This window comes from Duganella caerulea (genome assembly GCF_040362985.1).
Classification (GTDB): domain Bacteria; phylum Pseudomonadota; class Gammaproteobacteria; order Burkholderiales; family Burkholderiaceae_D; genus Rugamonas; species Rugamonas vulcania.
In genome coordinates this window covers 203,776-226,453 of the sequence record NZ_BPWJ01000006.1, presented here as the reverse complement: position 1 = coordinate 226,453, position 22,678 = coordinate 203,776, and the positions used below count along the sequence as shown (strand labels likewise).

The 22,678-nt window shown below is 67.3% G+C and carries 21 protein-coding genes; 5 read left to right on the top strand and 16 right to left on the bottom strand.

Annotation, left to right across the window (positions count from 1 at the left end):
* The first annotated feature begins 4 nt into the window (after positions 1 to 4).
* A complete protein-coding gene (locus ACUJB0_RS19780; RefSeq protein ID WP_444846712.1) occupies positions 5 to 994 on the top strand; it encodes an HD-GYP domain-containing protein in 990 nt (329 codons plus the stop codon).
* 6 nt (positions 995 to 1,000) lie between these two features.
* Here the strand turns inward: ACUJB0_RS19780 and ACUJB0_RS19775 are convergent, their stop codons facing one another.
* From ACUJB0_RS19775 to ACUJB0_RS19700, 16 genes are all read right to left on the bottom strand, one after another.
* Positions 1,001 to 2,158 (bottom strand): tetratricopeptide repeat protein, encoded by a 1,158-nt coding sequence (locus ACUJB0_RS19775; protein WP_444846711.1) that lies wholly within the window; start codon positions 2,156 to 2,158, stop codon positions 1,001 to 1,003.
* Complete coding sequence (locus ACUJB0_RS19770) at positions 2,155 to 3,048, bottom strand: ExeA family protein (RefSeq protein WP_444846710.1); 894 nt, start codon at positions 3,046 to 3,048, stop codon at positions 2,155 to 2,157. Before ACUJB0_RS19770 ends, ACUJB0_RS19775 begins: the two co-directional genes overlap by 4 nt.
* Complete coding sequence (gene mshL, locus ACUJB0_RS19765) at positions 3,049 to 4,851, bottom strand: pilus (MSHA type) biogenesis protein MshL (protein ID WP_444846709.1); 1,803 nt, start codon at positions 4,849 to 4,851, stop codon at positions 3,049 to 3,051. It lies immediately after the preceding gene.
* A complete protein-coding gene (locus ACUJB0_RS19760; RefSeq protein ID WP_444846708.1) occupies positions 4,848 to 5,198 on the bottom strand; it encodes an MSHA biogenesis protein MshK in 351 nt (116 codons plus the stop codon). Before ACUJB0_RS19760 ends, mshL (ACUJB0_RS19765) begins: the two co-directional genes overlap by 4 nt.
* A gap of 8 nt (positions 5,199 to 5,206) precedes the next feature.
* On the bottom strand, positions 5,207 to 5,989 hold the full coding sequence (locus ACUJB0_RS19755; protein WP_444846707.1) for a type II secretion system protein M: 783 nt from the start codon (positions 5,987 to 5,989) through the stop codon (positions 5,207 to 5,209).
* Entirely contained in the window at positions 5,986 to 6,645 is a 660-nt protein-coding gene (locus ACUJB0_RS19750) for a PilN family protein (protein WP_444846706.1), read from the bottom strand. Before ACUJB0_RS19750 ends, ACUJB0_RS19755 begins: the two co-directional genes overlap by 4 nt.
* Positions 6,642 to 7,580 (bottom strand): agglutinin biogenesis protein MshI, encoded by a 939-nt coding sequence (locus tag ACUJB0_RS19745; RefSeq protein ID WP_444846705.1) that lies wholly within the window; start codon positions 7,578 to 7,580, stop codon positions 6,642 to 6,644. Before ACUJB0_RS19745 ends, ACUJB0_RS19750 begins: the two co-directional genes overlap by 4 nt.
* 149 nt (positions 7,581 to 7,729) lie before the next feature.
* The gene (locus ACUJB0_RS19740; RefSeq protein WP_444846704.1) at positions 7,730 to 10,909 is read right to left on the bottom strand and encodes a DUF6701 domain-containing protein; all 3,180 of its coding nucleotides are present in this window, start codon (positions 10,907 to 10,909) and stop codon (positions 7,730 to 7,732) included.
* 10 nt (positions 10,910 to 10,919) lie between these two features.
* Positions 10,920 to 11,348 (bottom strand): agglutinin biogenesis protein MshP, encoded by a 429-nt coding sequence (locus ACUJB0_RS19735; protein ID WP_444846703.1) that lies wholly within the window; start codon positions 11,346 to 11,348, stop codon positions 10,920 to 10,922.
* Positions 11,345 to 12,178, bottom strand: a complete 834-nt coding sequence (locus ACUJB0_RS19730) for a PulJ/GspJ family protein (protein WP_444846702.1) — start codon at positions 12,176 to 12,178, stop codon at positions 11,345 to 11,347. The genes ACUJB0_RS19735 and ACUJB0_RS19730 overlap by 4 nt, the downstream gene beginning before the upstream one ends.
* Complete coding sequence (locus ACUJB0_RS19725; protein ID WP_444846701.1) at positions 12,175 to 12,723, bottom strand: type IV pilus modification PilV family protein; 549 nt, start codon at positions 12,721 to 12,723, stop codon at positions 12,175 to 12,177. The genes ACUJB0_RS19730 and ACUJB0_RS19725 overlap by 4 nt, the downstream gene beginning before the upstream one ends.
* A complete protein-coding gene (locus ACUJB0_RS19720; protein ID WP_444846700.1) occupies positions 12,713 to 13,240 on the bottom strand; it encodes a pilus assembly FimT family protein in 528 nt (175 codons plus the stop codon). The genes ACUJB0_RS19725 and ACUJB0_RS19720 overlap by 11 nt, the downstream gene beginning before the upstream one ends.
* A 51-nt stretch (positions 13,241 to 13,291) precedes the next feature.
* Positions 13,292 to 13,765: a prepilin-type N-terminal cleavage/methylation domain-containing protein gene (locus tag ACUJB0_RS19715; protein WP_444846699.1), complete on the bottom strand. Its 474-nt coding sequence runs from the start codon at positions 13,763 to 13,765 to the stop codon at positions 13,292 to 13,294.
* A 68-nt stretch (positions 13,766 to 13,833) separates the two neighbouring features.
* Positions 13,834 to 14,307: a type II secretion system protein gene (locus tag ACUJB0_RS19710; protein ID WP_444846698.1), complete on the bottom strand. Its 474-nt coding sequence runs from the start codon at positions 14,305 to 14,307 to the stop codon at positions 13,834 to 13,836.
* Positions 14,308 to 14,369: 62 nt separating this feature from the next.
* A complete protein-coding gene (locus ACUJB0_RS19705) occupies positions 14,370 to 15,605 on the bottom strand; it encodes a type II secretion system F family protein (RefSeq protein WP_444846697.1) in 1,236 nt (411 codons plus the stop codon).
* A gap of 1 nt (position 15,606) precedes the next feature.
* Positions 15,607 to 17,313: a GspE/PulE family protein gene (locus tag ACUJB0_RS19700; protein ID WP_444846696.1), complete on the bottom strand. Its 1,707-nt coding sequence runs from the start codon at positions 17,311 to 17,313 to the stop codon at positions 15,607 to 15,609.
* 165 nt (positions 17,314 to 17,478) lie between these two features.
* Here ACUJB0_RS19700 and ACUJB0_RS19695 point away from each other — a divergent pair, with 165 nt between their 5' ends.
* The 4 genes from ACUJB0_RS19695 to ACUJB0_RS19680 all read left to right on the top strand — a co-directional run bounded on the left by ACUJB0_RS19695 (position 17,479) and on the right by ACUJB0_RS19680 (position 22,675).
* Complete coding sequence (locus ACUJB0_RS19695; RefSeq protein WP_444846695.1) at positions 17,479 to 18,195, top strand: ABC transporter ATP-binding protein; 717 nt, start codon at positions 17,479 to 17,481, stop codon at positions 18,193 to 18,195.
* Complete coding sequence (locus tag ACUJB0_RS19690) at positions 18,183 to 19,115, top strand: ExeA family protein (protein WP_444846694.1); 933 nt, start codon at positions 18,183 to 18,185, stop codon at positions 19,113 to 19,115. Before ACUJB0_RS19695 ends, ACUJB0_RS19690 begins: the two co-directional genes overlap by 13 nt.
* 63 nt (positions 19,116 to 19,178) lie before the next feature.
* Positions 19,179 to 21,020, top strand: a complete 1,842-nt coding sequence (gene mshL / locus ACUJB0_RS19685; RefSeq protein ID WP_444846693.1) for a pilus (MSHA type) biogenesis protein MshL — start codon at positions 19,179 to 19,181, stop codon at positions 21,018 to 21,020.
* Entirely contained in the window at positions 21,017 to 22,675 is a 1,659-nt protein-coding gene (locus ACUJB0_RS19680; protein ID WP_444846692.1) for a tetratricopeptide repeat protein, read from the top strand. Before mshL (ACUJB0_RS19685) ends, ACUJB0_RS19680 begins: the two co-directional genes overlap by 4 nt.
* Positions 22,676 to 22,678: the final 3 nt, after the last annotated feature.

Genomic DNA, 22,678 nt, shown 5'->3' with positions numbered 1-22,678 from the left:
AATCATGGCCGAGAACAACCAGGCGGACGCGCCGCTCGTGGCGGGCGTATTCGCGGAGCAGGAGCCGCCGCCATCGGTGCTGCATCTGCTCAACGAGTCGAACCGCAGGCTGGAGCGCCTGCTGCAAAACCTGCGCAACGAGCACAACGCCGAGAGCGAGCTGCGCGACATCGCGCGCGACGTGATCCACGCGGTGGACCTCAATCCCGACATCGCGCTGGCCTGCATCTTCCTGTGCCAGATCGCCGGCAGCTACGCGGTGCGCCATTGCATCGAAACGGCCGTGGTGGTGGTGGTGATCGCGCACAGCCTCGGCAAGACGCCGGCCGATACGCTGACCGTGACGGCGGCCGCGCTGACGATGAACGTCGGCATGCTGCGCCACAATAACGCTTTCCAGGACAAGCACACGCCGTTGACCAGCGAGGAAATGGCCATCGTGCGCCGCCATCCGGAGCAAAGCGTGGACATGCTCAAGGACGCAGGCATCCAGGATGACGAGTGGATTTCCTGCGTGCTGCTGCATCACGAGAACGACGAAGGCAGCGGCTATCCGGCCGGTGTCGCCAGTCCCGAGGTGACGCAGAACGCAAAGCTGCTCAGCCTGGCGGACCGCTATTGCGCGCAGGTGTCGGCCCGCAATTACCGCCGCTCCATCCTGCCCGACCAGGCCTTGCGCAACCTCATCGAGGACAAGGTGGCGCCGGTCGATCCCATGCTGGTCCAGTACTTCCAGCGCGAGCTGGGCGATTTCCCGCCGGGGACGCTGGTGCGTTTGCAGAACGGGGAAATCGGCGTGGTGTGCCGCCGTCCGGGCGGCGCAGGCGGCTTGCAGATCCACTGCCTGCGCGATCCGGCGGGCGCGCTGCTGTCGCCGCCCCCACTGCGCAGCAGCGCCGACCAGGACGGCGCGATCGCCGCCGCCTTGAGCGAGGATGAGGCGTCGACCCGCTTCAGCATGAAACAGATCTGGGGCCAGCAGGCCAGCCTGTAAGCCGACCTAGTGCGGCAGCGATTCGATCTTGCGGTCGATGAAGGCCTGCAGCTCCGGCGACAGGCCGTTCGATACGCGCGCACGGCGGTAGGCTTCGCGCGCTTCCGGCAGGTGCATGTCGGCTTGCAGCGAAATGCCCAGACCCATCCACCACACGCCGTTCTGCGGCGCCAGCGTCAATGCCGCGCGGTAGTATTGCGCCGCTTCGGTGTGGCGCTGCTGGCGTTGCAGCACACCGGCCAGGAACGCCTGATATTCGGCGTTGTTGCCGGCGTATGGCAAGGTCGTCATCAGCGTTTCCAGCGCCGGGCCGCCCTTCTCCAATTGCAGGCGCGCCAGCACCATCGCCAGGCCAGGCTGGCGCGGATCGATGCCCAGCGCCAGGCGAAGCTGGCGGATGGCGTCGTCGTTGCGCTTGTTTTCAAGCAGCAGGCTGATGTTGGTTTGACGCGCGGCTTCGTTGCGCGGATCGATCTCCAGGGCGCGGTCCAGGTCGGCCAGCGCGGCGCTGACGCGGCCTTCCTGCAGGGCCACCAGTGCGCGGCGGTAGGCGTTCTCGGCCATCTGCTGCGGGCTGATGTCGTGCGTGATGGTGCCCTCGCCTGCCGCGGTGCCGGCACCGGCCTGGCGGGACGCCTTGCGTTCGGCGCGCGCGGCCGCGGCAAGCTTGCGCGGTGCCGCTTCCACAGCATCGGTTTCCGGCGTCGCCGGGGCATCGGACGTCGCCAGCGCGGCAGGCGGGGCCTGCGCCCGTGACCGCTTCGGCGCGGACTCGCGCGCAGCCGGCGGCGCATCGGCCGGAACCGGCGTCGGTGCCGCGGCCACTGCCGGCGCAGGCGCCGCAGCCGGCTCCGGCGTGGTCGTCGGCGCTGCGGCCGGAGCCGGCGCAGGCGCCGGTGCGGCCGCTACCTGGGGGGCCTTGACCGGCGCAGCCGCCAACGCAGGCGCCTGTGGTGCCGCCGCGCGATGGCTTTGACTATACTGCCAGCCGAACCATCCGCCGCCCACCACCACCGCCGTCAACACCAGCGCGCCGCCGATGACCAGCGGCCGTTTATCGCGCGCCTGTCCGCCAACGCCATGCAACTGCTGCTGGCGCAAGGCGTCATCGCCGGCACCGCCGCGCGCATCGAGGTCCTGCAACATTTTATTAATCAGACTCATTTCGTCAACGCCCAAGTCAGGCCGCACGCGGCGATCAGCAAACTGACGCCGGCCATCAGCCATTGCCATCGCAAGCCCGCCTTCGATTGCACGGTATCGACCGCCGCCATGTCCACATGACGGCGCGTCACTTGCTGCTTGCCTTCGCCGAAGCATAGCATCAACGACTTGTTTGCCATAATGTTCACCAGCCGCGGGATGCCGCCGCTGGCCTTGAACAGGCGTCCAATGGCGCCCCGGCTGAACAGGCGGCTGCCGCCATAGCCCGCCACGCGCAGGCGATGGGCCAGATAATATTCCATGTCGTCGCGGCTGAGCGGCCCCAGATGGTAGTGGAAGGTGATGCGCTGCGCCAGCTGGCGAATCGAGTTGGTCTGCAGATGCTGGTTCAGCTCCGGCTGCCCGAACAGCACGATCTGCAGCAGCTTGCGCTTCTCGGTTTCCAGATTGGTCAGCAGGCGCAAGGCCTCCAGGCTCTCCAGCGGGATCGCCTGCGCCTCATCGAGGCACATCACCACCTGCTTGCCCTCGCGCGCCAGGTCCATCAAGCGCTGCGTGAGCGACTTCAGCAACTGATGCTGGTCCACGTCGCGCTGCAAGGGCAGCTCCAGCTCATCGGCCAGGGCCAGCATCAGCGAGCGCGGCTCCAGGTAGGGATTGGGAATGTAGGCCGTGACGAAGCCCTCGCCCAGCGTCGCCATGAATTTGCGACACAACAGCGTCTTGCCGGTGCCGACCTCGCCGGTGATCTTGATGAAGCCCTCCCCGCTGCGCGCCGCCACCAGCAGCGTGTTGAGCGCCTGCTGCGAATGCGGGCTGGTGAAGAAGAAGCTGGTGTCAGGCGTGATCCCGAAGGGCATCTCGCCCAAGCCGAAGTGGGCCTGGTACATTTATTTGCGTCCTCCGACAGGCGGCGGCGCCAGTTGCTGGACCCGGCGGCTGGCATCGTCCAGGTCCTGCGCATAGCTGGACGCGCCATCGACGATGGTGGGCTTGATCAACACCACCAGCTCGCGCTTCTGCGTGCTGCGCTCGGTGTTGCGGAACAAGGCGCCGACCACCGGCAGGCTGCCGATGCCGGGCGCCTGGCTGTTGTCGTCGGTGCTGGACTGGCGCATCAGGCCGCCGATGGCGACGATACGGCCATCCTGCCCGCGCACCATGCTGTCCATCTCGGATGTGCTCGACGCCGCCAGCGGCAGCTTCAGCGTGTTGGTGCCGCCCAGGTCGACGGTCTTGTTCACCGTCGTCACCTGGCTCACCGACGGGTGCACGTGCAGCATGATGTTGCCTTCGTCGTCGATCTGCGGCGTCACGTCCAGCACCACGCCGGAGAAGAACGGCTGCAAGGTCACGCTGGGACTGGTGGTGTTGCCGCTGACGTTGGAGTTGGTCGTGGTGCTGACGCCGGTCACATAGAATTCGTCGGTACCGATCTTGAGCACCGCCTTCTGGTTGTTCATGGTGGCGATGCGCGGGCTGGAGAGCACGTGCACCGAACCCTGCGACTCCAGGAAGGAGATCATGGCGGCGAAATTACTGGTCTGGAAGGCCAGGCCGAACAGCGAGCCGGCGTTGCTGGCGGCGTTGGCCAGCGAGAAGCCGGCGCTGGCCGAGATCCCCGCCGTGCCGCCGCTGGTGATGACCGCCGGCTGCCCGCCGTTGGCCGGCAACGGCGCCAGTCCGGTACCGGGCGCGATGAAGCCGCCGGACAGGCGGTTGCTGCCGCCGCCACCGAACGAGGCGAAGCTGGCCCAGTTGATGCCGCTCTGGAAGCCGCTGTTCAACTGGACTTCGAGGATCTTGGCCTCCAGGATCACCTGGCGTTCAACCGCCAGGCGGGTCGCCTTCAGATACTGGTCCACATTGCGCAACTGCTCAGGCAAGGCGCGCACCACGATGACGCCCGACTGCGGACTGATCACCACGCTGCGGCCATCGCCAGCGCCGCCGACCAGGGCCACCAACGCTTCCTTCAGCTCGGTCCAGAAATCGGCGGCGGACGAGGTCTTGACGTTGCTGGAATCTTCCAACGCATACTGCTGGTTGTTCTGTCCCGGCTGCTGCGGCTGGTTGTTCTGGCCGTTGCTGCCGCTGCCACCATTGCCGCTCTGGCCGGACACCACCGTGCCCACCGTGTTCACCGACGTCGACGACACCCGCACGTTGGACGTGCCCTTGCGCGTGGAGTTCAGGTAGTTGACCTGGAAGATGCGGGTCTGCATCGTCAGCGGACGGATGTAGATGCGCGTGCCCTCCACCTTGTAATCGTAGCCGTACATCTCGCGCACCGCGTCCAATGCCTCGAACAGCGTCACGTCCTTCAGGTTGGCGGTGATGGTGCCGCTGACGTCCGGATGAATCAGCATGTTGTAGCGCGTGCCGGCCACGATGGAATTGTAGAACTGCTGCACCGGCACCTGGTTGAACGACACGTTGAAGCGCTCCTCCATCACCGCGCGCGCCTTGGGCAGCTCGGCCGCCATGGCCGCGGCCGGCGGCGGCAGCAGCGCGGCCTCCACCGCGGCCGGACTGGCCGGCTGGGCGTGGGACTGGGCGGCGGCGTCGCGCATCTGCTGGTCGATGGTGTTGTAGGTGTCGCGCGGCGCCTGGGTCTGGCAGGCCGACAGCGCGGCGGCCGCGCCCAGCGCGCAGGTCCAGCGCAGCATGTTGTGTGGTGTCTGTTTCGTCATTTTGTTTTCCCTGTCGGGTCTGCGGCCTCGGCCGGTTTGGGAAACAGGGTCAGGGTTTCCAGATTCTTGCCCCGGCGGAGTACCACCGAATTGTCGTTGATGCGTTCGAGTATCGCGTCGCCCACCTTGGCGCCGGCGCGCACGGTGGCGCCGTCGATCACCGCCAGCTTGCGGCCCCCGGGCGCGCGGCTGATCAGGATCGATTGCAGGCGCGGCCCGGATGGCGCGCTGTCCGATGCGGCGGCGTCGCTATCGGGCGCGGCCAGCGCGGCGGGCGGACGGGTAGGGTCGGCCATCTTCTGCGCCAGCGCGGGCAGCGCCAGCAACAGCGCGAGTACCAAGCTCAAGCGGCGGTTCACAGTGCGATCCATTTCTGGTCCAGGCTCAGGGTGTACAAGGTCAGTGTCAGCCGCGCTTGCGGGTATTGGTCGGCGTCGAGGACGGCGGCGCCCCAGAACAGCTGGGTCGGCATGGCTTCGAGCGCTTCGAGGTAGCCGATCATCTCCAGATAGCTGCCCTGCAGCACCAGTTGCACGCCGTGGCGGAACAGCAGCGGCGCCGGCGCGGCAGCCGGACCGGCAACGGCGGGCTGCGGCTTGGCCGCAACGGCGTTGGCGTTGGGCGGCACGATGGAGGCCGGCGTCGGCTGCGGCGGCGCGGCCGGACGTGCGGGCGGCGGCTCGGCCAGGTCCAGCGCGGCGAAGTTGCCGTCAACCGTGCCTTGTGGCGGCAGGGTCTTCAGCGACACCAGGCGCAACTTGCCGTGTCCCCGCACCATCTGCTGCAGCAAGGCGCCCATGCGCTCCGGCGCCACCAATCCTTTTTGCGCGCTGCGCAGCTTGGCGCGCAGGTCCGCGCTATCCTGCTGCAACACGCGCAGGCGCTCGCGCACTTCGCGGTCGGGATCGCGGCGCGACGCCGCGTCGAGCTGTGTCAGTTCGGAGTCGATGCCCGAGATCAGCATGCGCTGTTCCACCATGGCGGCGCGCAGCGTGCGCTCGCGGGTGTAGGCCGGATCGAGCACCAGCATGTACGTCAGGTACACCAGCATCGCCGCCGTGGCGCCCACCACCATCAGGCGTTCGCGCTGGCTCAGGGCCATCAGCCAGGCATCGAATCTGATCCAGTATGTTTTCATGGCCGCTCCGCCTTGCCGTGCTCGCCGGCCGATGCCGACTGCAGGCTGAATTCCACATAACGCGGCGCCGCCGGCGCGGCATCCGCCGCATCGGCCTTCGGTTCAGCCTTGGGCTCGCGCATCTCCAGCTGGCCGAAGGTTTTGCCGCGCAAGACAGCCTCGCTGGCCAGGCCATTCAGATAACCCGGCAGCAGGCTGGCCTTGAGCGCCCGTCCCTGCAGGCCGATCGCATCGCCGCTGCCCTGGATGGTGACACCGGTCAGCCACAGGCCATCAACGCCGCGCCGCGCGAAGGCGCGGAAGTATGCCGAGTAGCCGCGCGTCTCACCCGGCTCGCCCTGTTCGAGCATGCCGGCGACCCGCTGCAGGTTGTGGAACTCCACGCCGGCCTGGTCCAGCTCCTGCTGCAGCGCCTCGCTCTTGCGTGGCGCGACGAAGGCCGCGGTGGCGGTACTCTTGCGCTTCTCGTAACTGTCCAGGTTGGACTTGACGATGGCGGCCTCGGCCTCCATCGCCGCCAGCTGGGACTTGGTCCAGGCCGACACCCCGATCAGCAGCAACACCAGCACACCGACGCCGGCCGCCAGCACCGGCGCGGTGGCGTAGTTCTTCTTCCGCTGGAACCCGGCGTTGAACAGGTTGATCTGCTGGCTCATGCGCCCGCCCTTTCGCGCAGGGCCGCGCCCAGCGTGCGCAGGAAGCCGGCCTGCTGCGCAGGTTCCTGCAGCTCGGGCGCCGCGCTCAGGTCCAGCACCTTGGCCAGGTCCAGCTGTTCCACCGGCAGGTACAGATTGCTGGTCAAATAAGTGCACAGGCCGCCCTCGCCCACCGGCGACAGCACCAGCTTGGCGATCGTGACAAACGAGAACTGCCGCTCGAAATGGTCCAGCGAGCGTTGCAGCTCCAGCGTGATGCGGTCGTACAGCTGATGCAGGCGTTCATGGTCCGGGTCCAGCAACTGGTTCAGCGTGATGTCGATGCGGCGTGCCAGGTAGAGCTCGGACTGATAGCTGACCGTCAGCAAACCGCCGTCGGCGTCGAAGGCCAGCAGCGCCAGGCCGCGTCCCTCCGGCTCCAGCAGCGCCGAGATATTCCGCTGCGCCATCTCGCCGATATCGATGGCGGTCAGCGCGATTTTGCTGTCGGCGAACAGCTGCTGGTGCGGCATCAGCACGCTGTTGCGGGCGGCCACCGCGAACGCCTGCCGCGCCTGGTTCGAACCATTGGCCGCCGGCAGCAGCGCCATGTCGATGGTGGCCTGTTCCAGCGGGAAGTCGATCATGTCCTTGACGCGCCAGCCGAGCGCGGTCTTCATCTCCGCCTCGGGCACATTGGGCGCCTCCACCATCAGCAGCTGATAGCCGCCCGCGCCCAGCAGCGTGGTGCATTGATAGCGGTTGGCTTGCAAGTCCTTGCCCAGCCGCGTCAGGGTGGCGCCGGCCTCGTCGGCCTTGCCGGGGTAGGACGCGGCCAGCATCACCTTCGGCAAGCCGTCGGTGCGGCGCTCGATCGCCGCCGCCTGGACGCCGTCCGCCGTCAGGCCTATGGCCAGCCAGCCGTTCTTTTTTTCAGCTTTTCCGAATAAACGCATCCGACTGTCTCAAATGATTAAGCACGGGATTCAATAGTCGCCGCACATCGTTGATTATATTCAAGTTTTATTGGACCATCTCCCCTATTTCGGGCCATGTCTCCAGTTTGCCTTCTTAATGCTCAGATACAAAATAAAATGAGGCGGATTCAATACACTTCCCTCAAGAAAATGACCGGACTGCGGTACAAGCCGAAAGTCACACGCCCCTGGCCGGTCGGCAGCCACACCGGTTGATTGATGACGGAGACGTTGGCGCCGCTCTTGCCGGCACTGCTGCCCGCCTTCAGGCGCACGCCCGCCACCCCCGCGCTCATCGTGTAGCTCGGCTGCGCGCCGCTGGCCGGCGACGGGCAGGCCAGCAGGCAGCTGGTGTATTGCAAGTCCGTCGCCGGCGCAATCGCGGTGGTGCTGTCGCTGAGGTTGTTGCGCCAGGCGCGCACGGTGGCGCCGCCGACGGTGGTCTGGCCGTAATACTGGGCGGCCAGCTGCAGCGTCACCGGCAGGTTGGACGCGCCGTAGGCGTTGGGCACGAACAGCCGGCCGGACACCACCGCCACCCCGCCCTCCACCGCGCCGGTGCGCAGCGAGGTGACGCCGTCGTTGGGCGCGCCGGTCTCGTCGGCGCGCACGTACACCATGGTCGGCGGCACCCAGTTGTTGGCGAACGGCGCGGTCGACACGTACGGATTCGGCAAGTTGTAGGCCGGATTGGCGTAGGCCACGCCGGTCGGCGGATTGCTCGGCTTGCCCGCGACGGGATCGTAGTTGAAATCGGCGGCGGCCAGGTTGTTGGCGCTCATCGCCGCCCCGGTTGGCGAAGCCGGCGGATTGGCGGTGGTGGTCGTGCCGGGCGCCGACCAGGCCGACAGCTGCACCGCGCGCGCCAGGGCGCCGCGATAGTTGACGGTGGCGGCGCCCTGCAGGTTGGCCGCCGTCACCTTCACGCCGAACGGCTGGCGCGAGTACGCCATGCCGGCCACCGAGGCCGGACAGCTCATGCCGGCCGGGTCGCAGGCCATCTTCGGCGTGACCACCGTGTCGAAATGGTCCGGCACGAAGCGGCCGACGTTGACCGGCACCGACACCACGCTGCCGGTGCCGAGATAGCTGCCGCTGGGCGTGGAGGAATCCGGCGGAGCGATCACCGGCGTGATTTCCAGCACGCCGACATCGGCGTACGAAAACGCGTTGCCGGTGGCGCTGCCGCCGTTGAAGGCGCCCAGGCTGCCGTTCAGCACCAGCTCGTCCTCGGGCTTGGTCGGATCGATCAGCATGTCGATCAGCCGGTCGCCGTTCGCGTCCTTGGCCGCCTTCACGGTCAGCTTGATGGCCACCGGCGTGCTTTCCTTGCCAAAGTTGGGCGCCGGCGCGCCGCCATACATCAGCGCGCTGACCGTCAGCGAAAACGCGGTGCCAGCGCTGACGAACTTGGGGTCGGTGGCCGATGCCACCGGGTTGCCGGCATGGTTGCCGGATGGCGTGAACAAGGCCAGCTTGTCCGGGCGTTCGACAAAGGGGCCGCTGGTGCCGTAGCGGGCGCTGTTGTCGCTGACGAGGAACTCGATGCGGCCCACGTCCGCGTAATGGAACTTGTACATATTGACCGAGCTGGCCATGCCGGCGGCCATGTCGACGTTGTTCAAGCCGGTCCAGTTGGACGAGTTCTGCGCCGGCATCGCGCCCGAGCGGGCGCACAGCGGCAGCGTGCTGGTGCCGCCGCCAACCATGCCGAAGGTAGCGCGCACGCCGGCGTCCTGCACCGGATCGTGGCAGGACAGCGCGTACTTGAGCTGGATCGTCGTGACCGAGTTCGACAAGGCGGTCGGCACGCCGGCCGCCACGAAGGTCAGGTACATCGGGATATCCACGTTGGCCAGATACTGCTTGCCGGTGAAGTCGACCGGCTGGCAGGTCTGGCCCGGGTCGTCGAACGCCAGGCCGTTCACGCACTGGCCCTGTTCTGGCCTGCCGTCGTCTTTCGAGATGGTGTACACATAGGTCGGCGTAAAGCCCGCCGCGCCCACCAGCGAGCTGACGGTGGAGGTGTCGTTGCCGTCGTAGTAGTCGAACAGCTGGCCGCCGACGGTGGCGCTGTTGACGACCAGGCCGCTGGCGGCGGCGGCCGTGGTCACCCGCAGCGTGATCACCGGCAGCGTGGTGCCAGCGGCCATGGTCGCGCTGTAGGTGCAGGTCAGCGTCTGCCCCGCCATGCCGCACACCCAGCCGGTGCCGCTGGCGCTGACGAAGATCAGCGACGACGGCAGCACGTCCACCACGGTGGTCGGTCCGCCCTCGGCCAGCGGGCCGTTGTTGCTGACCTTGATGAGGTAGTTGCTGGCCTGCGCTGGCTGCAACGGGGTCTGCAGCGTCATCGAGATGGCGCGGTCGGCGGCCGGCACGTTGGGCGCGGCGATCACCTCGGCGTTCAGCAGCACCAGGTCCTGGCCGGACTGGTAGTCGCTGCGCGCCTGGGTCTGGCCGGCCTTGATGGTCGGCGACGACACGGTGTAGGCGTCGAAGTCGATGCCGTAGGACTTGTCGTCGCCGTCGATGTTGGAGGCCGAGTTGAACTGGTTGCCGGACGGGTTCATGTCATCGACCATCTCGACCCCGTTGTAGCGCAGGATCTCGCCGCCGCCCGACAGCGTGGGGTCGCCCTCCCAGGTGATATGGCCAATCTTGCCGGTCAGGCTGCCGATCGGCGTCGGGGTCTTGAAGTTGGCCAGCGTCAGCGTCACGGAGGAATAGCGGATGTACTGCAGGCCCTCGTAGACGTTGAGCACCCGGAACGGCTCGCTGGGATCGGAGTACACCACCAGCAGCTGGAAGCCGCCCAGCACGCCCTCCACCGCGCAATACGGGCTGCCGTTGTTAATGGTCAGGTCGTCGATCTTGTAGTTGCCGTTGCCCTTGGCGATCACCTGCGCGGTCACGTCCACCGCGCCCGCGAAGAAGTCGTAGCCCACCGTGGCCGAGGTGAAGCGGCGGTTGATGGGGGCGCTCACCGGATCGCCGTCGAAGGACACATCGAAATCCGGGGTCGAGCTGGAACCGGCCCAATACAGCTGGGCGCTGAGGATGGTGGCGGTGCGCGGCACATCCTTCAGCTTGAGCTGTTGCTGGCCATTCTTCAGATCGCAGGGACCGGAATCGTTGTCCTTGGCACGCAGGGTGGTCTGGGTGCCGGTGAAGCTGACATTGCCGGCGAAGCTCTTGAACAGCTTGATCGGCGTGTCGGCGCGCGCGACGCCGGCGGCCAGCGCACACAGCAGCGCCAGCAGGCAGGCCAGCCAGCGCGGCGCGGAGATGGGAGTCGTGGTGCGCATCGTCGCCTCCTCAGAACTGCGCCGTGACCGTGCGCTGCACATAGTCGGCGCTGGTGGTGGCGGCGTTCGGACACGCGCCGCCGGCCGGCTGGTTGCAGGCGGTGGCGGTGACGGTGATCCGGTTCATCTCCGGACCCATGCCGGGCGTGGGATTGACGGTGCAGCGCACGGTCACGGTAAAGGTCGACAAGGTGCCGCCCAGCGGGAAGCTGGTGGCGGCCACGCAGCTGCTGTTGATCTGCTGCTGGTACAGGCCGTATTCGACGCCGGCGCGGGCCGCCTCGTAGGCGCGCGCGCCCAGCAGGTCCAATGCCGAGCTGGTCTGCTGCGAGGTGGTCAGGCTCATCATGGCCACGCCCAGCGCCGACAGCACCACCACCAGGAACAGCGCGGTGACGATGGAGAAGCCGGCGGCGAGGCGTGGGCGGATCGGTCTCATGGCGTGTTGTCCAGGTGAACCTGGCGCACCAGGCTGATGGTCTCGCCATTGGTGCGCGCCAGCGTCAGCGAGACGGACACCAGCGCCGCGTTGGTGTTGGCCAGCACGGTGCTGTCGAAGTCGCAGGCCGCGACGAAGTTGGCCAGCCGCGCCGCCGCGCCGTAGGGCGGCGCGCCCAGTCCGTTCAGGCCGATGAGCTGGCTGGTGAAGTTGCGCGTCAGCGTACCGCCGGCGGCGGCCGGCGCGCACACATAGGTCACGGTGCCGGTCACCACCTGGAAGCGGCTGGTCGGCGATTGCATCGATGGCGACTGGGCCGCGAACGGATTGGTGGCCAGCGTGACGCGGGTGCCGTTGACCGCCGTCACGCGGGCGGCGTTGCCGAAGGTGCGGGCGTCCGCCGGCGCGGTGCCGATGTTGAACACGGTGATCCAGTTGCCCGGCACGATCGCCATGCGTCCGGTCGGCGCGGCGCCGGCAATGTCGAATTGCAGGCTGGCGGCCGGGCTGAAATCGAGCGGCAACAAGGAGGCCGGCGGCGAATCGGCGATGTCGATGTAGCGGCCGCCGGTGCTGGTCAGCAGGAACTGCAAGGTATGGCGGTCGGCGGAGATCAGCACGCTGTTGGGCAGCGCCAGCCGCAGCTCGCGCGTCATGCGGCGCAGGGCCAGGTCGGCGACGTCGGTCATGTCGACGCGGGCGGCCGTGTCGACGTAGTTCTGCACCGGAGTCCTGAGGAACACCGCCACCATGCCGGCCAGGATGCCGGTGACCACCATGACGATAATCACCTCCACCAGCGTGAAGCCGCGCGCGCGATGCCCGCTCATAGCGACCTCGGCGCGTAGCGGGTGCGGTAGCCGTCCAGCACCACGGGGTCGCCGCCTGCGCTGTCGGTGACCGTGACCGTGATGTGCAGCACGGCGTCCGACGGGACCGTGGCGCCGGCCGGCCCGAACGCATTTTCCGCGACCACCGCCACGGTAACGCCGTAACGGGCCGGGAAGGCATTGCCGGCGGCGTCGGTGGTGTAGCTGCCCACGTAATCGTTGACGTTGTCGTAAGGACGGGTGTCGCTGGGTTCCCTGCCGGGGCCTTCCGGAATCGTGCAATCGGCGGCGCTGGCCGTCGCCGGATCCTCGGCCTTGGGATCGTTGCCGTCGCAAAACGTGAAGTGCGCCAGCCGGACTTCCTCCATCATGCCCTCGGCGATGGCCAGCGCCTGCTTGCGCCGCATCGGATCGGGACTGGAGCGCGCGCCGAAGCCCAGCACCTGCAATATGCCGACCACGGCGATACCGACGATGACGATGAACATGATCAGCTCAACCAGGCTCACGCCCGACTGCGCGCGCGAGGCCGGCTTAATAGACATAGCCGGTCACCGGAGTCACGATGATGTTGTGGGTGCTGCCGTCGCCGGTGATGGCCAGCGTCAGCGGGGTGAAGGTCGAGTTCAGTCCGCCCGGCGGATCGTTTACCGCGAAGGGTTGGCCGGCGGGGTCGAAAAAGAAAGTGGCGGCGGAGGCTGCCAGACCGTTGGGCACGCCCTCGCAGGCCCAGGCGGTGGTGCCGCAGCTGGCAAGGGTGGCTTGGGTGCCGCTGTTGGATCCGCCCGCAGGCGGGAGGTACACGCTGCAGGCGGCGTCGTAGCACAGCGCCGCGCTGCTGCCGTTCAGCCGCACAAAAACGTTGCGGCCCTGGGCGATGGCGATCTTCTGGCCGTAGCGCAGCAAGGCGCGCGTCTGGTCGGTGTAGGCGACCGCGTCAAAGCCCTGGCGCTGGAAGAAGCGCGGCGCGGCGATGCCGCCCAGGATGCCCACCACCACCAATACCGTAATCAGCTCGACCAGCGTGAAACCACCCAGCCTCGCGGACCGGGTACGGCGCATTGGTGCCAGCCCCATCACGCCGCGGCCCCGGCCAGCCATTGCCAGCGGCGATTAACAGTTGGCGGCGGTGGCCGCTACTGCCACAACGGCGCCGCCAGCTGCGGTGGCACTGTAGGTGACCGTACACGCGGCGTGACTGATGTCGGGACGCAAGACGCCATCAGTGGCAAAGGTCGACGTATCATAATCAGTCAAACCACCCGCAGCGACCAACGCGCCAGCCAGCGTCGGATAGCCGGTAGCTGTATCGACGGTTACCGCGGGATTGTCATAGGTTACGGTGGCGGCGGCGGTCGGCGAGCCTGCCGCCAACCAGCGTCCGTGATACATATTAGCTCCGCTCAACAAAGCCGCGCGGGCCCCTTCCATTTTGGCCAAGCGCGCATCACCGCCCAGATTGGCGAACCGTGGCAGTGCAGTCGCTGCCAGCACACCCAAAATGACGATGACGACGATCAGCTCGATCAGCGTAAAACCGCCCTGCTGTGGCCGATATTTGAAAAGGCTTGCTTGTTTGGTTTGCATTTGAATCTCCAGACCTGGCTAAGAAAAGTTCATCAACGCCTTCCTGCGGCGGATAGCGGCAGCGGCAATTATTCGGGGACTTCGATTAGCGCGACACCGGCATTGTTTCCCGGCTGGCGCTCTGCGTTGGCGTTTTTTGAGGGCAAGCGCAGTAATTCTACCTTGAAACAAATGTTCTTTGAGGCACCATTTAACAAATTTCCCTGCGCTCCCCTCACGAAAATCAACTTTTGTTGAGATGGATCAAAATACCAATTGCCAGCTTTAACATTTTTTGCCGCGCCGTCTGTTAGCTCGCCAACATAGTTGCCCGGCGCCCGGTCCAGCCAGGCCACCGGATTGGCGCCGGCCAGCGCGTCGATTTCCCGCTCCCTGCCCTGCGCCTGCAGAGCCATCACTTTCCCAGACAAAGCGCTGCGCATATTGATCAGCAAAGCCTGCACCCCAGCCTCGTCGCCGGCCCGGCGGTAAAACGCCACGCGCTCCAGCGCCACCGTTATCAACACGGCAAAAATGCAAGCCACCACGGCGAACTCGAACAATGTGATCCCCCGCTCGCGCCGTCGTTGTGGCCGCACAACACTAGCTGGACGCGAACGGTCCATCAGTGCGGCAACGCCACTTTGCCCAGGTCCCAGATCGGCACGAAGATGCCCAGCGCCAGCACCAGCACCAGCACGCCGAGGAAGGTGATCAGGATCGGTTCGATCTGCGCCGCCAGGGTCTTCAATTCGTAATCCACCTCGCGCTCGTACATCTGGGCGATCTCGTCCATGAGCTCGTCCAGCGAACCGGACTCCTCGCCCACCGCGATCATCTGCAGCACCACCGGCGTGAACACCTTGGCCGCCATCGAGGTGCGCAAGATGCTGTCGCCGCGCTCGACGCCGTCGCGCATCTGCTCGACGCGGGTGCACAGGTAGGCGTTGTCGACCGTCTGCGACACCACCGTCAGCGCCTGCACGATGGGCACGCCGCTGCGGCTCGACAGCGAGAAGCTGCGGGCAAAGCGCGCCATCGTGGCCTTGTGGATAATCTTGCCGGCGATGGGGAATTTCAATTTGTAGCGGTCCCACTGGAGCCGGCCGGCGCTGGTGCCCACCCAGTAGCGGAAGCCGAACACCGCGCCGCCGGCCATCACCAGCAGCTGCGGCCAGTAGGTGATGGTGAAGTGCGAGGCGCCGATCAGCATGCGCGTCATCAACGGCAGCTGCGCGTGGAAACTCTCGAACACCTTGACGAACTGCGGGATCACGAACACGTTGACGATGATGATCGCGATGATCATGGCGACGATCACGAAGATCGGATAGCGCACCGCGCTCTTGACGCGGGCGCGCATCTCGCGGTCGAACTCCAGGTGGTCGAACAGTCGCAGGAACACTTCCTCCAGCCGCCCGGTCATCTCGCCCACGCGCACCATGGACAGGTAGAAGTCGTTGAACACGGTGGGATGGCGGCGCATCGCGGCAGACAGCTCGCGGCCGGCGTCGAGCGACTCGCGCAGGTCCTTGATGACCTTGCCGAACGATTTGCTGATCGCCGATTCCTGCAGGCCGGCCAGCCCGCGCATGATGGGCACGCCGGACTTGAGCAGCGTGTACAGCTGGCGGCTGAACAATTGCACATCCATCGAGGTCACCTTCTTCTCGAACAGCGTGGTCCACCAGGCCTCGCCGCTGGTGCTGCCGCTGGCGGCCTTGCGGGTCAGCGCGATCTCGACCGGAATGGCGCCGGCGTTGCTCAAGTGATCGGCCACGGCGCCGCTGTCGGCCGCCTCCAGCACGCCCTGCATCAGTTCCCCGCGCGCGCTGCGCGCCTTGTAGGCATAGAACGGCACGTCAATCCTCGATCTGGTTACTGATGCGCATCGCCTCGGCCACCGTGGTGCGGCCCTGGATCACCAGCGCCACCGCGTGGCGGCGCAGCGTTTCGCCGGCCATCTGCGTCGCCGCCGTGCGCAGGAAGTGCGACGGGTCGGGATCGTTGGCGGCATCGACCACGTCGCGCGTCATTTCCAGCAGCTCGTACACGCCGGTACGGCCGCGATAACCCATGCCATTGCAATGCGAACAACCCTTGCCGTGGAAGTAGCGCGCCATGTCCACCTTGTCGCGCAGTTCCATGCTCAACCAATCGCGTTCGGCCGGCGTCAGCTCATATGGCGTGGTGCAGCTTTCGCAGATCACCCGCACCAGGCGCTGCGCCAGCACGGCCTGCAGCGAACTGCCGACCATGTAGCGCGGCACGCCCATGTCCATCAGGCGCAGCGGCGTGCTGGCCGCGTCGTTGGTGTGCAGGGTCGATAGTACCAAGTGGCCGGTCATGGCGGCGCGCAAACCGATCTGGGCGGTTTCCTGGTCGCGCATCTCGCCCACCAGCACGATGTCCGGGTCTTGCCGCAGCGCGGAACGCAGCACGCGCGCGAAGTTCAGCTCGATCTTGTCGTTGACCTGCACCTGGTTGATGCCTTGCAGCCGGTATTCAACCGGGTCCTCCACCGTGATCAGCTTTTTCTCCACCGAGTTGAGCTCGGCCAGCGCGCAGTAAAGCGTGGTGGTCTTGCCGCTGCCGGTCGGGCCGGTCACCAGCACCAGGCCGTTGGGGCGCTGGACGATGGCGCGGAACTTCTCCAGCATGGCCTTCGGCATGCCGATCGCGTCCAGCCGCAGCTGGGTGTTGCTCTGGCTGAGCAGACGCATCACCACCGATTCGCCGTACTGGGTCGGCATGGTCGAGATCCGCACGTCGATGCGCTGGTTCTTCACGCGCACGGCGAAGCGGCCGTCCTGCGGCAGGCGCTTTTCCGAGATGTCGAGGTCGGACATCAGCTTGAGCCGCAGCGCCAGCGACGGTGCGATCTTGATATCGGCCTGGGTCTGCAGGTGCAGCACGCCGTCGATGCGGAAGCGGATCTGCAGCCGGCCCTCCTGCGGCTCGATGTGGATGTCGGAGGCGCGCACCTGGGTGGCGTCGTCGAACACCGTCTGCAGCAGCTTGACGATGGGCGCCTCCTCCAGGTTGGCGTTGGCGGCGGCCAGCGCGCCGAAGTCGACCGAGACATCGCCCAGGTCCTGCTCCAGCTCGCGCGCCAGGTCGGAGATGTCCTCGGTGCGGCGGTAGATGCGGTCGATCGCGCCCAGCACCTCGGTCTCGTTGACCACGGCCAGCTCGATCGGCTGCTTGACGATGCGCGAGATCTCGTCGTACGCGAACAGGTCGGTCGGATCGGACATGCCCACCAGCAGCGCGCCGCGGCGGTCCTCCAGCACCAGCGCGCGGAAGCGGCGGGCCTGGGTCTCCGGCAGCAGCCGCACGATCTCGGGATTGACGTTGTAAAACTTGAGGTTCAGATAAGGGATGTTCAGCTGCCGCGCCAGCGCGCCGGCGATCTGCTCCTCGGTGACGTAGCCGTTGTCGATGAACACCCGGCCCAGCTTGCGTCCGCTGCGCTTTTGTTCGGCCAGCGCCAGGCCCAGTTGTTCCTCCGACAGCAGCTTCTGCTGCACCAGAATTTCCCCAAGCCGCACTTTCTCAGGCCTTGCCATACCCCGCTCCCCGGCCTCTGCCGTCTGTCAACTTGCGGCCATTCTAGAGCAGAATGCGCCCCGGTAACACCAGGACATGCGGCGGGCGCGGCCGGGTGTCGCTTTCTTCGCACGAATGCGCTACAGTGTCGTTCGTTTTCCAGCCCGACAGAGCCACCACCTTCCATGACCGCACCCGCCCTGCGCTTCCAGCAAGTAGTCAAACGCTATGGCCAGGCCGAGGTATTGCGCGGCGTGGACCTGGAGCTGCAGGCGGGCGAATGCTTCGGCCTGGTCGGCGTCAACGGCGCCGGCAAGACCAGCCTGATCAAGTGCCTGCTGGATTTCTGCGCCCTCGACGGCGGCAGCATCGACATCTGCGGCCAGCCGCACGACCGCCCGGCCAGCCGCCTGCCGCTGGGCTACCTGCCCGAACGCTTCAGCCCGCCCTACTACCTGACCGGCGCCGACTTCATCCGCTACCTGCTCACCTTGCAGGGCCTGGCCTACGACCCGGCCGCGGTCGGCGCCATGCTGGAAGCGCTGGACCTGGACCCGGCCGCGCTCAAGCGCACGGTGCGCGGCTATTCCAAAGGCATGACGCAGAAACTCGGGCTGGCCGCCTGCCTGCTGGCGCGCAAGCCGCTGTATGTCCTGGACGAGCCGATGAGCGGACTCGACCCGAAAGCGCGCGCGCTGCTCAAACAACAATTGCGCCAACTGCACCAGGCCGGCGCCACCGTGTTCTTGACCTCGCACATGCTGGCCGACGTGGACGAGCTGTGCGACCGCATGGCCATCCTGCACGAAGGCCGCGTGCGTTTCGCCGGCTCGCCGGCCGAATGCCGCAGCCGCTACGGCGCCGGCAACCTGGAGCAAGCCTTCCTGGCTTGCATCGCCTGACCATGTACCAGTCGCACTTCGGCCTGCGCGAGTCGCCGTTCGGCATCACGCCCAACCCGGCCTTTTTCTACGCCGGCAACACCCGTGGCGAAATCCTGCAAGCCTTGCTGTATGCGGTCTGCCACGGCGAAGGCATCGTCAAGGTGACCGGCGAGGTGGGCGCCGGCAAGACCATGTTGTGCCGCATGCTGGAGAGCCAGCTGCCGCCGCATGTGGACGTGATCTACCTGGTCAACCCCAACCTCGATCCGCAGGAAGTGCAGTACGCCATCGCCGCCGAGCTGGGCATCGACGGCCACGGCCTGCGCGTGGACGAGGTCCAGCGCCGGCTGCAGGCCGACCTGATCGCCCGCCACGGCCAGGGCCGCCAGGTGGTGCTGCTGGTCGAGGAAGCCCAGGCCATGCCGCTCGACACGCTGGAGGCGATCCGCCTGCTGACCAACCTGGAGACCGCGCGCAGCAAGCTGCTGCAGATCGTGCTGTTCGGCCAGCCCGAGCTGGACCAGCACCTGGACCTGGCCAGCATGCGCCAATTAAAGGAGCGCATCACGCACAGCTTCACGGTGCCGGCCCTGGCGCCGTCGCTGATCGGCGAGTTCCTTGAATTCCGCCTGCGCGCGGCCGGCCACGACGGCCCGGCCATCTTCAGCCCGGCCGCCGCCAGGCTGATCGCCCAGCGCTCCGAAGGCATCGTCCGCCGCATCAACATCCTGGCCGACAAGGCCCTGCTGGCCGCCTTCGCGGCCGACGCCACCACCGTCAGCGCCCGCCACGCGCGCCAGGCGATCCGCGAATCGGCCTTCCGCCGGCGCGGCTGGCGCCAGATCTTCCCCTTGCGCGCTGTTGCTGTGGGGGCCCTGGCGGTGCTGCTAATTTGGGCTATTTATGGGGCTATCCTTGCGGTAGCACCGAATTTGTAAGATCATGGTGTCTATATTGCAAATGCACAACATCGTGCATTCCCTCCGGGCCGGAAAGAATCAATGAAAAAACTCGCCTCCCCCATCGTGCCTATGGTGTGCAGCGTGTTGCTGAGCGCCTGCGCGACCCATCCCCTGCCCAATTCGCCGACCCACATCATGGAAGCGCCGCGTCCCGCCGGGTCGATCCCGGAACCGGTACAGCAGAGCGCCGCGCTGCCGCCGCCGGCCGCCGCGCCCAAAGTCGAGACCTACAGCGTGACCGTGCACAAGGTGCCGGTGCAGTCGCTGCTGTTCGCGCTGGCGCGCGACGCCGGCCTGAACGTGGACGTCCATCCGGGCATCGAGGGCACGGTCACGCTGAACGCGCTGGACCAGACGCTGCCGCAGCTGCTCAACCGCATCCAGCGCCAGGTCGACATGCGCTATGAAATCAACGGCGGCACGCTGACGGTCCTGCCGGACACGCCGGAGTGGCGCAACTACAAGGTGGACTACGTCAACATCGCACGCAGCACCACCAGCAGCGTCAACATCGCCACCCAGATCTCGACCACCGGCGGCGGCAGCTCCGCCAGCCCGGTCGTGAACACCACGCCCGCCGCCGGCGGCCAGGGTCAGCAGCAACAGCAGCAGGCCGCGCAGGCCAACAACGGCGCGGGCGGCAACGGCAACAACAATTCGACCACCGTGGTCAACAACCGTTCCGACAACAACTTCTGGTACAGCCTGGAGAAGAACATCCGCGACATGCTGCGCGCCTCCAACCTGGCCGACAATCCGGTCGATCCGCTGGCCGCGGCACCGACCGGCACGCCCGCCGCGGCGCCGCAGAACGGGCAGCAGCAGGCCGGCTTCGACGCCGCCAGCTTTGGCGGCAAGTCCGGCGGCGCAGCGCAGCGCGGCAGCTCGGTCATCGTCAACGCCGAGGGCGGCCTGATCGCCGTGCGCGCGACCGCCCGCCAGCACGAGAAGATCCGCGAATTCCTCGACGTGGTGCTGGGCGCGGCCAAGCGCCAGGTGCTGATCGAGGCGACCATCATCGAGGTGCGCCTGAGCGACCAGTACCAGCAAGGCATCAACTGGCAGTCGCTGGCCAAGGGCGGCCTCAAGCTGACGCAGGGCGCGCTCGGCGCGGTCACGCTGCCCACCGCCACCAATCCCGGCGTGTTCGTGATGAACTACACCAATCCGACCAGCCGGCTGGGCAATATCGCCGCCACCATCGAGCTGCTCGAATCGTTCGGCAAGGTCAAGGTGCTGTCCAGCCCCAAGATCAGCGTGCTCAACAACCAGACCGCGCTGCTCAAGGTGGTCGACAACAATGTCTTCTTCTCGCTCAAGGTGACGCCGGCGGTGCGCGACCTGAACGGCACCATCATCTCGCCGGCCACCTATGAATCGCACCTGGAGACGGTGCCTGTGGGCTTCGTCATGAGCGTGACGCCGCAGATTTCCGACAGCGACGAGGTCACCCTCAACGTGCGGCCGACCATCACCCGCATCGTCGACTACGTCAACGACCCGAATCCGGACCTGGCCAAGGCCAACGTCGTCAGCAAGGTGCCGGTGATCCAGGCGCGCGAGCTGGAATCGCTGATGAAGGTGTCGAGCGGCCAGATCGCCGTCATGGGCGGGCTGATGCAGGACTCGGTCGACAACGCCAAGAGCGGCATCCCCGGCCTGAGCAGCGTGCCGCTGATCGGCGACCTGTTCTCCCACCGCAATGAGAACACCAGCAAGACCGAGCTGGTGATCTTCATGCGGCCGGTGGTGGTCAAGGACGCCAGCGTCAACGGCGACTACAAGGACTATCGTTACCTGCTGCCGAGCGAGAAGCCGGACAGCACTCCCTATGGCGCGGCCACGCCGGCCGCCGCCCCTGCCAAGGCGAACGGATCATGAGTCTCCTGATGCAAGCGCTCAAGAAGGCTGAGCGGGCCAAGCAAAGCGCGGCCGATGACGACGCCACCGACAAGCCATCGCAGGCGTTCGACGAGGTGCTGGCGCTGACGCCGGAACCGGCGGCGCCGGCCAGGACCAGCCTGAGCCTGGACCTGGAGCCGATGTCCGGCCTCAGCCTCGAGCCGATCGCGGCCGCGCCGCAGGCCAGCCTGCAGCCCTCGCCCGACCCGCTGCCGGCGCCCAGCGACCACCGCACCGCCGGCCTGACGCTGGACCTGGCGCCCGATCCGTCGGCGCCGCCGTCCGCCGCGCAGGCGATGGCGTTCGAACCTGCGACATCAGCCGCCCCGGCGCCCGCACCCGCGATGGCATCTGGAGCGGCGACAACGCCCGCTTCGGGCGCCACGATGGCGTTCGAAGCCGCGACGACAGCCGCTCCAGCGTTTGCGTCCGCCACGGCGCACTCGTCGGCGAGCACGGCCGCATCCGCCGCTGCGCCTGCCTCCGCGTCCGCCGCCAAGGCCGGCGCCGCCAAATCGGCCGCCGGCGCGCCGCGCGCCGACAAGGCCGAGCAAGCCGCCCCGTTGCGCGGCGCCGCCCGCGCGCGCGCCGCGGCGGCGGCCACCGTGCCCTCCGAATCCGCCGGGCTGGACCGCGAACGCCTGCGCCTGATCGGCTGGGTCGCGCTGCTGGTGCTGGTCGTGGCCGGCATGGGCTATTACTACTGGCAGGCGATCGCCGCGCCGGGCGCCGGCTCGCGCCTGCCGCCGGTGCCGATGCCGCCGATCGGCGCCACCGGCGCCACCCCGGTCAAGGTCGCCGTGGCGCCGGACGCCGCCGCAGCCGCAACTGACGCAGCGCTGGCCGACACCGCAGCCATCGCGCCGCCGGCCGCCCGCGCCGGCAGCGAGGAACTGGAACGCCGCCTGAGCGCCGCCGAACAGGCGCTGGCCGCGTCGCAACAACTGATCCAGACCCAGATGGCGCAGCTGAACGCGCCCCGCCCCGACCGCCTGCCGCCGATCACCGCGCCGGACAACACCGACATTCGCGTGGCCCGCGCCAGCAAGCGGCAAGTGGTGGCGCCGGCGCTGGAGAACGGCTACCAGGCGCTCAACAGCGGCGACTTGGCGCAAGCCCAGCAGCAGTACGAGGCCGCGCTGCGCGACAGCCCGACCAGCCGCGACGCCCTGCTCGGCCTGGCCACGCTGGCCGCGCGCAAGGGCCAGGGCGAACAGGCGGCGGGCTACTACCTGCGCCTGCTCGAACTCGATCCGAACGACGCCACCGCCGTGGCCGGCCTGGTCGGCGTGCGCCAGGGCGACGCCGCCCAGAGCGAGGCGCGGCTGCGCGCCATCCTCGGCACCAATCCGGACGCCGGCCCGGTGCTGTTCGCGCTCGGCAACCTGCAGGCGCAGCAAGGCCGCTGGCCCGACGCGCAGCAAGCCTACTTCCGCGCCTACACCGCGATGCCTGACAATCCGGACTACGCCTACAACCTGGCGATCGGGCTGGACCGCCTGAACCAGCCCAAGCTGGCCCTGAAGTACTACCAGCGCGCACTGGCGCTGGCGCAGGACCGCGCCGCCGCGTTCGACCGCAACGCTCTGCGCGCGCGCATGCACGAGCTGAGCGCGCCGGCCAAACAACAATAAGAG